The sequence below is a fragment of the Synechococcus sp. 63AY4M2 genome, from assembly GCF_002760475.1.
Classification (GTDB): domain Bacteria; phylum Cyanobacteriota; class Cyanobacteriia; order Thermostichales; family Thermostichaceae; genus Thermostichus.
Genome location: NZ_AXUX01000001.1, coordinates 2,300,639 through 2,310,770, shown reverse-complemented (window position 1 = coordinate 2,310,770; position 10,132 = coordinate 2,300,639). Strand labels below are relative to the sequence as shown.

The window sequence follows — 10,132 nt, the reverse complement described above, 5'->3', positions numbered from 1 at the left end:
TCCAAGTCTGGTTTCTGCCCTCGACTGCTGACTCGGGCGTACAAAACGACTCGTTTGTCCTTCTTGGGTGCTCTGTTCGCGTCAGCGGGCCGGAGGCCAATGTAGCTGTCGAGGTCATACCTTCTCGCCCTACCGGATGGTGTACGTACTGCATGGATCCAGCCCTTCTGTTCCCATCGCCTCAAGGTGTGGAGACACACCCCAAAATAATCCGCCGCTTCTCTCGGTTTTACATACCTAGCCATACCAAGCAGCCATACTGAACATATTGTACATTATTTTCAGTATAGTCCAGCATATCATTGACTAGAGTCATGCTCCACCTGGCTTAAGACCCGAAAAGGCAGCAGGGCTGGCCAATCGACGTTGGTTGGCAAGTTGCATTCCCACAGGCGAATGACCTCAAACTCGTGGCTCAGCCGTTCTAGGCGAAAGGAAGTTTGGAAAACTCGCTCCGAGGTCGTTTTGCGCAGATAAATCACCACCTGATGCACAGGTAGCTGTGGATATTTCCGGTAAAGGCGCAGCCGATAGTCGGCCATGCGAAAGGGGATTTCAGGATCTGGATCTGTTTGAAATTCCAGGTGCAAAATGCCCTGCTGCAGCCCCAGCAAAATAACAGAATCTGCTCGAACAGGTTCCTCCGAAAGTTCTGTGGGCAACATTTGCACCGGCTCAGCCACTTCTCCCACTAGCCAACGGGCAAACTGCTCCGGGAAGCGCTCTGCCAGGTACTTGCAGACGTTGTCGTAAGCCATGGGGGATCCCTGGGCCTAGCGCCCGCCCACGGTGATGGCGTCCACCTTGATGTGGGGCTGGCCGACGGTGACGTAGATGCTGCCGCTGACAGAACCACAGAAGCCAGGGGCCAGGCGGAGATCCTTGGAGCACATGGAGATCTTGGTCAGGATATCCTTGGCTTCCCCGATTAAAGTGGCTCCCTTGAGGGGCTTGGTGATCTTGCCGTTTTGGATGAGATAGGCTTCTTCCACGGCAAAGTTAAATTGGCCGGTGGGGCCGACGCTGCCGCCCCCCATGCGCTTGCAGTAGATGCCTTTGTCGATAGAGGCAAACAGGTCGTCCAGTTCGGCGTCGCCGGGGGCGATGTAGGTGTTGCGCATGCGGCTGGCGGCGGCAAAGGTGTAGTTTTGCCGGCGACCGCTGCCGGTGCGGGGATGGCCGGTGCGCATCGAGCCGGCCCGGTCGGCCAGGAAGTTCTTCAAAATGCCCTTTTCAATGAGCAAAGTGCGCTGGACGGGCATGCCCTCGTCGTCCACATCCAAGCTGCCAAAGGCCCCCTCGGAAAGCCCCTCGTCCCAGGCGGTGAGGTTTTTGTGGGCAATCTTCTGGCCTTTTTTGTCGGCAAAGGGGGTGGTTTTGCGCTCAATTTGGGTGGTTTCCAAGAGATGCCCACAGGCCTCGTGGAAGATGACGCCGCCAAAGGCGTTGGACATCACAATGGGGTAGGTGCCCGATTCCACGTAGTCGGCATAGAGCATCTGGCCGGCAGCCTCTGCCAGCTCCTGGCTGTGGGCCACAAGATCCCAGCGGCGCAAAAAGTCGGGATCCCCGGTGCCCCCCGCGCGCTGGCTAACGGAAGCGCGATGATCCCCGTCGGCACAGAGCAGGGTAGAGCTGACCGACTGGGTAAGGCGGATGTCGCGCACAAAGGTGCCGTCGCTGCAGGCTACCAGGATCTCCTGCCAGTCGCGGAAGTAGTTGGTGCGGCGGGACTGGATGTGGTGAGCTTGCCGCTTGAGCTCTGCGTTGGCCCGCCCCAAGATCTCCCCCATCTCGGCAAGGGAGCTGCATTCTTTGAGCCAGCCGTCTTTGCGGCGGCGCTCGGCGTAGTCCTGCAAGATCCCCAAGTTGACAGGGGAGACCAAGGCGGCAGGGCCTGGGGGGGTAAGGCCCATCAAGAGCAGGCCTTTTTCCAGGGCGGCTTTGAGGCCGGCAAAGGAGAGATCGTTGGTGCTGACGTAGCAGTCGGCCAGGCCGCGGAACACCCGCACGCCGGCGCCAGTGGCAAGCCGAGGGGTGATGCTGGTGATGGCGTCGTCTTCGGCCAGGCAGCTGATGGAGTTAACCCGCTCCAGGAAGATCTCCACCAGGTCGGCGCCAGCAGCCCGCCCCCAGCCTAAGAGAGTTGCAAGGGGATCCCGCCAGTCTTCGTCGAAGCGCTGCAGGGTGGGACGATAGTCGAGGTTGGGCAGTTCTTTGGACAAAAGCAGCATAGGAGGCCGAGAGCACTCAAAAGAGGGAAAGGGCAGGCTGAGATGCCGCCACCTTTTGTTCCCTCAGTTTAACAAGACGTAAAGGCTGCCCTTTTGGGGAAAGAGACTCCAAGCTTGACAAGGGCAGAGGAGCAGCCGAAGATCGCTGCACAAGGATCCCTCACCTTGCAATGGCTGCCAAGAAAAGATCCTCGGAGCTTCAGCCCAGCCTATTTGACGATCCCCTAGAGCCACCTGCCCCCGCTGCGGAGACGCTTCCCCAATGGGATCAGATCCCGCTCTCGGCCCAGGTGCCCATTCCCCCCGGTACCTATCGAGAACTAGAACAACTGGAGCAGCACTGCCGGGTCTGCCAGCGCTGTGAATTGGCGGCCAACCGTACCCACGTGGTGGTGCACCGCGGCAACCCCAAGGCCAAGATCGTGATCGTCGGAGAAGGGCCGGGGGAAAACGAGGATCTGCAGGGGCTGCCCTTTGTGGGCAAGTCGGGCCAGTTGCTCGACAAGATCCTGGCCTCGGTGGGCCTAGATCCGGAGCAGGATACCTACATCTGTAACGTGGTCAAATGCCGCCCTCCCCACAACCGCGTGCCCACCCAGGAGGAGATGGACGCCTGTCGGCCCTATCTGCTGGAGCAGATTCGCCTGGTGGATCCCTGGATCATTCTGTTGACGGGGGCCACTTCGGTGCGCTCTCTTTTGGGGGATAAGCGCGGCATCACCAAGATCCGCGGCGAGTGGATCCAGTGGCAGGGGCGCTGGTGTATGCCGATTTTCCACCCGGCCTATTTGCTGCGCAACCCCGACCGCACCCCCGGCAGCCCCAAGTGGCTGATGTGGCAGGATATTCAGGCGGTGAAGCAAAAGTACCTAGAACTTGCCGGCGCAACGCCGCCCCAGCCGGACTTCTGAGCTACTTTCCCTGGTATTTGGCCAGCGCCGCTACCCTCACCCCCAGCCCCTCTCCCAAGGGAGAGGGGGGTATGGGATCCCTAACTTGCAGGCTTGAAGCCGCTCAGCAGGCCGAAGCGCAGCAAGCCGCTGGCATAGGCCCGCCGCATCAGGCCCAGCCCCAGCGCCCCACGGACGGTGACCCAGCCGCTGCGCAGCAAAGCCGGGATCCACCGCCAATCGCGAGCCGAGGCGATCACCTCGTCCCAAAAGGGGGCCACCCGCTCCGACCAGTCGGCGGTGCGCAACCGCTCGAACCCCACCTGGTGGGCCAGCGCTTCATACTCCGACAAGCTGATGACATAGGGCAGGCAGTACACGTCGTAGATCTGCTGCAAAAGGCGCTCATCCTGGCGGCTCAGGGATCCCTCGCGGTGGCACCAGGTAACCACCATCATCTGCCCGCCCGGCTGCAAGACCCGCCAGCACTCGGCCAGAAACCGCCGCTTATCCGGCATGTGCTCGCCGCTTTCCAGAGCCCAGACCAGATCGAAGGTGTTGTCGGCAAAGGGCATGTCCAGGGCATCGGCCACCCAAAAGCGCACCCTGTTGCTCAGGCCGGCTGCTTGAGCGCGCTCCTCGGCCCGCTGGGCCTGGACAGGGCTGAGGGTAATGCCTGTTACCTCGGCGCCAAAGCGCCGCGCCAGCTCCAGGCTGCTCCCCCCAATGCCACAGCCGAGATCGAGGATGTGCCGGGGGGGCTTGGGATCCCCGATCTGGCCCCATTGAATGACTCGGTCGATGAGATCGATCTGGGCTTGGCGGCGATCCTTGCCGGTCTGGCCCGGCTCGTAGTAGCCGTGGTGCATGTGCTCTCCCCACACCTGCTCCCAAAGGCCAGAGGAAGCATCGTAGAAGCGGCGGATGCGTTGGTTGAGGGGAGAGGTCATCGGCAGGTGCAGGTCGGGATCCCTCTTATTCTGGACGATCTTGCCGTCCTTCCTGGCCCTGGGGGCGGGCTGGCAAAACCCCGATTAAGCTGGGAAAGTAGGCTCTTGTTGCCGCTGGGATCTTGGCCACCTCAGACTTTGCCCTCGAGCAGCTTCTCTTCACCCCGGCCACGCCCGAGCCCGACGCGGTGCGGCTGATCTACGCTTTCCCCAACACCTACTCGGTGGGGATCACCAGCCTCGGCTACCAGGTCATCTGGAGCCTGCTGGCCAGCCGCCGTGATGTGTCGGTCGCCCGCCTGTTTACCGACCTGGCCGAGCCGCTGCCGCGGGATCCTGAGCTGCTGGGCTTTTCCCTCTCCTGGGAGCTGGACTACGTCCACATCCTGGATCTGCTGGAACGACAGAGGATCCCCCTCCAGGCCGAGGCGCGGGAAGAAGCGCACCCCCTGGTTTTCGGCGGCGGCCCGGTGTTGACGGCCAACCCTGAGCCCTTTGCTGCGTTCTTTGACTTGATCCTGCTGGGGGACGGGGAGGGGCTGGTGGAGCAGATGATCCAGACCTATCGGCAGGTACGGCGGGGATCCCGCGCCGAAAAGCTGCAGGCGCTGGCCCAGGTGCCGGGGATCTACGTGCCCAGCCTCTACGAGGTGCGCTACCGCGGGCCCGACGGCCCAGTGGAGAAGGTGATCCCCAAGCTGGACGGGATCCCCAGCTCCATCCGCAAGCACACCTTCCGCGGCAACACCCTCTCGGTGTCCACCGTGGTTACCCCCAAGGCGGCCTGGGAGAGCATTTACATGGTGGAGGTGGTGCGCAGTTGTCCGGAGATGTGCCGCTTTTGCCTGGCCAGCTATCTAACATTGCCTTTTCGGGCAGCGGATGTGGAGGGACATCTGATCCCGGCGGTGGAGCGGGGGCTGCAGGTTACCCAGCGGATTGGCCTTTTGGGGGCTTCGGTAACCCAGCACCCCCAGTTTGAGGAATTGCTGGAGTACCTGGCGCAGGATCGCTTTGAGCAGGTGCGCCTTAGCCTGGCCTCGGTGCGCACGGGCACGGTTACGCCTCGCTTGGCGCAAGTGCTTTCCCGCCGCGGCAGCCAGTCCATTACCGTGGCCATCGAAAGCGGCTCGGAGCGGCTGCGCCGGGTCATCAACAAAAAGCTGGCCAACGAAGAGATCCTGGCGGCGGCTGCCCACGCCCAGGCCGGCGGCCTGAAGGGGATCAAGTTCTACGGCATGGTGGGGATCCCGGCGGAAACCCAGGCCGATCTAGAGGCCACGGTTGCCCTCTTCAAGGAGCTCAAGAAGGTGGCTCCCCGCCTGCGCTTCACCCTGGGCTGCAGCACCTTTGTGCCCAAGGCCCACACCCCCTTCCAGTGGCAGGGGGTGGATCCCCAGGCGGAGAAAAAGCTGCAGTGGTATCAAAAACACCTGCGCCCCCTGGGCGTGGAGTTCCGCCCGGAAAGCTACAGTTGGTCGGTCATCCAGGCCTTGATCTCAAGAGGGGATCGGCGGGTGGCCCAGGTTTTGCAGCTAGCACGGCAGTGGGGCGATTCCCTGGGCAGCTACCGCCGCGCCTTCAAAGAGCTCAAAGGGCAACTGCCGCCCCTGGACTTCTACGTGTACCACAACTGGGATCCGGCGGATCCCCTTCCCTGGCAACACATCGAAGGCCCTCTCAGCCTGGAGCGGCTGCAGCAGCACCGCCAAGAGGCCTTTTCCGTGTAGCGCAGGAAGCTGTGCTTAAGGATGGGGGCCTGCAGCGGCCAGAAACGCCTCGATCTCAGCGCGGCGCGGCAAACTAGGCTGAGCCCCAGGGCGGGTTACGCACAAAGCCGCAGCGGCATTGGCAAACCGTAGAGCTTCCCTCAGGGGTTTGCCAGCAGCTAGGCAGGCGGCCAAAGCGCCGCAGAAGCTGTCGCCGGCAGCGGTGGTATCCACTACCGCCACAGGGTGGGCCGGCAGGTAGCCGCTTTCTCCGCCATCGGCCCAGACCAAGCCTGCTCCCCCCAAGGTGATGATCACTGTCGGGATCCCCTGCTGTTGCAAGGCTTGGGCCACTTTTTCGGCTTGCGCTGGCGTCTCCACTGGAGATTGGGCAAGGGCAGCGGCTTCGCTTTCATTGAGCACCAAGTAGCGCACCTGGCGCAACAGGGATCCCGGCAGGGGAGCCACAGGGGCGGGATTGAGGAGGACAGGGATCCCTTGGGCAAAGGCCTGCTCGGCTACCGCCTGCACCGTGGCCAAGGGGATTTCCAGTTGCAACAATACCAGAGCTGCCGCTGTCCAGGGGGGCAGATGGGCGGGTGTGTAGCGACCATTAGCCCCAGGGCTGACCACGATCCGGTTTTGCCCTGCTCGATCCACAGTAATTAGGGCAATGCCGCTGGGCCCTTCCAGCTCTCGCAGATGGCGGGTATCGACGCCATTTTGATCCAAGTTCTCCTTTAGGAAACGGCCAAAGCCATCGGATCCCACCGCCCCCCACATCTCCACCTGGGCTCCCGCCCGTGCCGCTGCCACCGCTTGGTTGGCTCCCTTACCCCCAGGGTAGGTGGCGTAGTCGGATCCCAGCACCGTTTCCCCAGGCCCAGGATGGTGGGGCACCCGCACCACCAAGTCCAGATTCAAGCTCCCCACTACGCGAACTAGGGCTGTCATTGGCTAGCTGAAAAACGTTGGCCTAGAATTCTAGCCCCCGCCACTTCGTTGGAGAGCTCCCCTTCCTCGGCTATCTTGGTGAGGGAGTGAGGCGGAGAACAAGCCATGCTGCTGACCACCACAGACGTGCTCCAAGGTAGAGAGGTTGAGCGCTACCTGGGCATTGTTACCGCCGAGGTAGTTTATGGCACCAATGTTCTACGGGACTTCCTTGCTAGCCTCCGCAACATCATCGGGGGACGCACAAGAACCTATGAAGAAGTTCTCGAGAATGCCCAGAAAAAGGTTTTGGAAGAGTTGGAGCAGCGAGCCAAACGTTTGGGAGCAAATGGCATCCTAGGCGTTAGCATTCATACCAACATGAGCGCGACAATGATCCTCGTTACCGCCACCGGCACCGCCGTTAAGCTGCGCTGACCATTTCCCTTTAGGCCAGGCTCTCCATCACCGCCTCGTCGATCTCGAAATTGGCGTAGACATTTTGCACATCATCCAAGTTGTCCAGCCGCTCCATCAGGGTCAGCACCAGCTTGGCCGTCTCGGGATCCTCCACATGCACCTCCGTAGAGGGGATCCAGCGGATGGCCGCCTCTTGCACCTGGTAGCCTTCTTTTTTGAGGTAGGTGGCCACCTGCTCCAGCAGGGTGTAATCGCAATAGACCTCTGCGCCGGTTCCCTCCACCTTGAGATCCTCCCCTCCTGCTTCGGCTACCGCTAGCAGCAGAGCTTCGGGATCTGTCACCCCCTCTAGGCTAATCACCCCTTTTTGCCGGAACAGCCAGCTGACGCAGCCGCTTTCCCCCAAGCTGCCGCCAACTTTGCTGAAGGCCTCCCGCACCTCGGCAGCCGTGCGGTTGCGGTTATCGGTCATGGCCTCGATTAAGACAGCTACCCCCCCAGGGCCGTAGCCTTCGTAGCGAATTTCCTCCAGGGGGCTGTCGTCGGTCCAGTTGCCGGATCCCTTAGCGATGGCCCGTTCAATGTTCTCGGCGGGCATGCCTGCCGCTTTGGCTTTCTCCACCGCTGAGCGCAGCCGAAAATTGGCTTCCGGGTCTGGCAGGCCGCTGCGCGCTGCCACAATGATGGCTCGGGAAAGTTTGGTAAACAGGCTGCCTTTTCTAGCATCTACGCGGGCTTTTTGCCGCTTAATGTTGGCCCATTTGCTGTGTCCTGCCATGCTGTGCACACCAGTCAAGCAATCCACGGGGAGGGATCCCCTAACTCTGAAGCCTAGATCACCACCTGCTCAGGTCTCAACCCCAGGGGAGTAGGTCAGGGCTGAATGGGTTGCCGCTCGATCACGCCCCCCGGTGGCGGTGGAGCTTCCGGCGTTGCTTGAGGTGTAGGCGTTGGTGTCTCTGTGGGAGCTGGCGTGGGAGGTAGAGGAGGCACAGGCTCTTCAAACACGGCTCCAGGCGGAGGGGTTGGGGTTTGCGGCCGAGTTAAAAAGGGCCTTACCTGTTCCAGCAGCTCGGCATAGAAGATTCCGTCCTGCTCCGGCCCAAAGCGGCCCACCGCCCAGCGGTGACGGGGCACAAACAGGGTTTGCAGCAGCACTTCCCGACTGGCGAAAGAGGGAGTGCCCACAAAGACGTAGCCATCGACAATGACACGGTTCAAGTCAGGCCGAGTTTGAAACACCCGGTCCACCTCCCGCAGCATCTCCGCATCCAGCCGCTCCAGCAGAGTTTCCAGCGTATCCTCAGGCCTGACCAAAACTCGCACCTGAAAGCGATAGCCTTCGCAGCGATAATCTCCGCAGAGTTTAACCAGCTCGTTTCGCACCCGAATCTGCGCCGCCGGATCGATGTCCCTCACCGGCAGGAAGACTTCTGGCTCTGGCTGTTGTTCTGCTTCCTGTGCCCAGGTCAAGGGCTGGCTGCTCCACGCCCTCAACAGCAGGGATCCAAACAACAAGGCAAGTCCCCACCCTCCAAGGGGGAGGCTCCAGCCCAGGCTGCCCCGCTTAGGGCGTTGGGAAAAGAAGGGATCGCGATCCCGATTCGGGCTACTCAGCGGACTGTTCATAACCAATACGGCAGCGATGGCTACCGCCAACTCTACCCAACATCTGGCGAAGAGGCACTAAGCCGGAGAGAAAACGGAGTCGCTCTTGCTGGACATCGCTGCTCTAGGGATCCAGAAGCAGCTCAACAGAAAGACAGCACCCCAAATCAAGAGGAGAGCATCGTTGGCTGAGCTCTGTTCGCTGCAGCTTGCCGAGGTGGCTGTATTCTGGAGAAGCTAATGATCCTGTGGCAGAGGAGTGTCTATGCCATTGCCGGCATCGAAGGTTTTTGGATCCCAGGTGGGATTTTTCTGGGGTTTACTGGCCTCGACTGTACTCTTGGCAGGCTGTGGGGGAGGTGGGGGGACGGTGCCGCCTCCGGTCAATGTTTGCGAGCAAGCCTTTAGCCCAGAGTTTTTCGCAGCGATTGGCCTGCGCCGCCCAGGAGATAGCCGCAGCGGAACCTTGGGGCCGAATAGCCTTTTGGAGTTCTACTACGATAGCGCCGGCGAGATTCAAAATGCCCGGGAAGTTCCACCGCCGCCCGGCACCTTCACCTTTTACTCAGATGGATTTCTCTACTTTCCTTCTGCAGCCAACGTTACCGGAGTTACCATCCGGCTGACCAGCCCGGCTTTCGATCCGCTGTTGGTCATCGGTGCCTTTGATACCGGCAGAAACTTGGATCGGAATATCCTTTTTGTTAACGATGATGCCGCCCCTGGCAACTTTACCACCTCCCAGCTCACGATCCCGGTGCGGCAAGACCGCTGTTACTTGATCCAGGTGCAAAGTTACTGGGCGCAAAATGCTTCCCCAACCGCTGGGCCGGGCAGCCCTGGACGAGGGCCATATACCCTCCAGGTGGTGAGCGAAACGTTTGCCACCCCTCCCCCTCCCCCTGCCATCCAGCAGAAACCGGAGGATAGGGAATCGGGAGGCGGCGGTGACCGAGGTGGCGGCGTGGGTATTTAACTCTGGCGTGTGAGCTTAATGGCAAAGCTGGCGCTGCCGCAGGTGGCCGTGCCGCGAATGGAGCGCCCGTCGGCGCTGACGGTGCCGCTCCACGTGATGGTTGGGGTACCGCTACCCCCTATCCTGCCGCTAACAGAAAGTTGGTTGCCGATAAGCTGGCCGCCGCGCTCGGAAAAGCTGGGTGAGGAAATGGTGATCTGGTTGCCGTCTTGCCGAATGGAGACGGTTTCCTCAATGCCGGTTGCAACATTAACCTTACACAGGGATCCCTGCCAGACAAAGGATCCTCCCTCATAGAGCCACTGACCGCTCAAGGCAAACTCTGGCGCAGGCGTTGGTGTTGCTGGGGCTGGCGTCGAGGTGGGCGTCGGGATCGGGGTGGGGGTAGGGGTAGGAGTACGGGGGACGAGCG

11 protein-coding genes and 1 pseudogene are annotated in these 10,132 nt (G+C 61.3%); 4 read left to right on the top strand and 8 right to left on the bottom strand.

Annotation, left to right across the window (positions count from 1 at the left end):
* From SYN63AY4M2_RS10285 to SYN63AY4M2_RS10275, 3 genes are all read right to left on the bottom strand, one after another.
* The coding region (locus SYN63AY4M2_RS10285) for a MerR family DNA-binding transcriptional regulator (protein WP_143597444.1) at positions 1–245 on the bottom strand (245 nt) is incomplete at its 3' end.
* A gap of 54 nt (positions 246–299) precedes the next feature.
* Positions 300–758 carry a hypothetical protein gene (locus SYN63AY4M2_RS10280; RefSeq protein WP_011431061.1) on the bottom strand — a complete coding sequence of 153 codons (459 nt, stop codon included), beginning with the start codon at positions 756–758 and terminating at the stop codon, positions 300–302.
* Between the two features lie 15 nt (positions 759–773).
* Positions 774–2,234, bottom strand: a complete 1,461-nt coding sequence (locus SYN63AY4M2_RS10275; protein WP_011431062.1) for a TldD/PmbA family protein — start codon at positions 2,232–2,234, stop codon at positions 774–776.
* 290 nt (positions 2,235–2,524) lie between these two features.
* Here SYN63AY4M2_RS10275 and SYN63AY4M2_RS10270 point away from each other — a divergent pair, with 290 nt between their 5' ends.
* Positions 2,525–3,145 carry a uracil-DNA glycosylase gene (locus tag SYN63AY4M2_RS10270; protein WP_099813338.1) on the top strand — a complete coding sequence of 207 codons (621 nt, stop codon included), beginning with the start codon at positions 2,525–2,527 and terminating at the stop codon, positions 3,143–3,145.
* 80 nt (positions 3,146–3,225) lie between these two features.
* On the opposite strand, the gene SYN63AY4M2_RS10265 is transcribed toward SYN63AY4M2_RS10270, so the two are convergent.
* The gene (locus tag SYN63AY4M2_RS10265; protein ID WP_011431064.1) at positions 3,226–4,074 is read right to left on the bottom strand and encodes a methyltransferase domain-containing protein; all 849 of its coding nucleotides are present in this window, start codon (positions 4,072–4,074) and stop codon (positions 3,226–3,228) included.
* A 122-nt stretch (positions 4,075–4,196) separates the two neighbouring features.
* Between SYN63AY4M2_RS10265 and SYN63AY4M2_RS10260 the strand changes: the two genes are divergently transcribed.
* Entirely contained in the window at positions 4,197–5,804 is a 1,608-nt protein-coding gene (locus tag SYN63AY4M2_RS10260; RefSeq protein WP_011431066.1) for a radical SAM protein, read from the top strand.
* Between the two features lie 15 nt (positions 5,805–5,819).
* Here the strand turns inward: SYN63AY4M2_RS10260 and rbsK are convergent, their stop codons facing one another.
* On the bottom strand, positions 5,820–6,737 hold the full coding sequence (gene rbsK, locus SYN63AY4M2_RS10255; RefSeq protein ID WP_099887364.1) for a ribokinase: 918 nt from the start codon (positions 6,735–6,737) through the stop codon (positions 5,820–5,822).
* Positions 6,738–6,842: 105 nt separating this feature from the next.
* On the opposite strand from rbsK, the gene SYN63AY4M2_RS10250 reads away from it, so the two are divergent.
* Positions 6,843–7,154, top strand: coding sequence for a YbjQ family protein (locus tag SYN63AY4M2_RS10250; protein ID WP_099887363.1), 312 nt, complete (start codon positions 6,843–6,845; stop codon positions 7,152–7,154).
* Positions 7,155–7,164: 10 nt separating this feature from the next.
* Here the strand turns inward: SYN63AY4M2_RS10250 and SYN63AY4M2_RS10245 are convergent, their stop codons facing one another.
* Together SYN63AY4M2_RS10245 and SYN63AY4M2_RS10240 are read right to left on the bottom strand one after the other, a co-directional pair.
* Positions 7,165–7,914, bottom strand: a complete 750-nt coding sequence (locus tag SYN63AY4M2_RS10245) for a YebC/PmpR family DNA-binding transcriptional regulator (RefSeq protein WP_099887362.1) — start codon at positions 7,912–7,914, stop codon at positions 7,165–7,167.
* Positions 7,915–8,009: 95 nt separating this feature from the next.
* Positions 8,010–8,765 carry a hypothetical protein gene (locus SYN63AY4M2_RS10240; RefSeq protein ID WP_099887361.1) on the bottom strand — a complete coding sequence of 252 codons (756 nt, stop codon included), beginning with the start codon at positions 8,763–8,765 and terminating at the stop codon, positions 8,010–8,012.
* A 244-nt stretch (positions 8,766–9,009) separates the two neighbouring features.
* Between SYN63AY4M2_RS10240 and SYN63AY4M2_RS14240 the strand changes: the two genes are divergently transcribed.
* The gene (locus SYN63AY4M2_RS14240) at positions 9,010–9,720 is read left to right on the top strand and encodes a hypothetical protein (protein WP_099812891.1); all 711 of its coding nucleotides are present in this window, start codon (positions 9,010–9,012) and stop codon (positions 9,718–9,720) included.
* Here SYN63AY4M2_RS14240 and SYN63AY4M2_RS14235 read toward each other — a convergent pair.
* Positions 9,717–10,132, bottom strand: a pseudogene (locus SYN63AY4M2_RS14235) (serine/threonine protein kinase); the annotation flags it as partial. The gene SYN63AY4M2_RS14240 and the pseudogene SYN63AY4M2_RS14235 sit on opposite strands and share 4 nt — an antisense overlap.

What these genes read in the sequence shown, in the direction of transcription:
- SYN63AY4M2_RS10280 (WP_011431061.1), bottom strand. Translation starts at nt 758, where the DNA reads ATGGCTTACGACAACGTCTGCAAGTACCTGGCAGAGCGCTTCCCGGAG.
- SYN63AY4M2_RS10275 (WP_011431062.1), bottom strand. Translation starts at nt 2,234, where the DNA reads ATGCTGCTTTTGTCCAAAGAACTGCCCAACCTCGACTATCGTCCCACC.
- SYN63AY4M2_RS10265 (WP_011431064.1), bottom strand. Translation starts at nt 4,074, where the DNA reads ATGACCTCTCCCCTCAACCAACGCATCCGCCGCTTCTACGATGCTTCC.
- rbsK (WP_099887364.1), bottom strand. Translation starts at nt 6,737, where the DNA reads ATGACAGCCCTAGTTCGCGTAGTGGGGAGCTTGAATCTGGACTTGGTG.
- SYN63AY4M2_RS10250 (WP_099887363.1), top strand. Translation starts at nt 6,843, where the DNA reads ATGCTGCTGACCACCACAGACGTGCTCCAAGGTAGAGAGGTTGAGCGC.
- SYN63AY4M2_RS10245 (WP_099887362.1), bottom strand. Translation starts at nt 7,914, where the DNA reads ATGGCAGGACACAGCAAATGGGCCAACATTAAGCGGCAAAAAGCCCGC.
- SYN63AY4M2_RS10240 (WP_099887361.1), bottom strand. Translation starts at nt 8,765, where the DNA reads ATGAACAGTCCGCTGAGTAGCCCGAATCGGGATCGCGATCCCTTCTTT.
- SYN63AY4M2_RS14240 (WP_099812891.1), top strand. Translation starts at nt 9,010, where the DNA reads ATGCCATTGCCGGCATCGAAGGTTTTTGGATCCCAGGTGGGATTTTTC.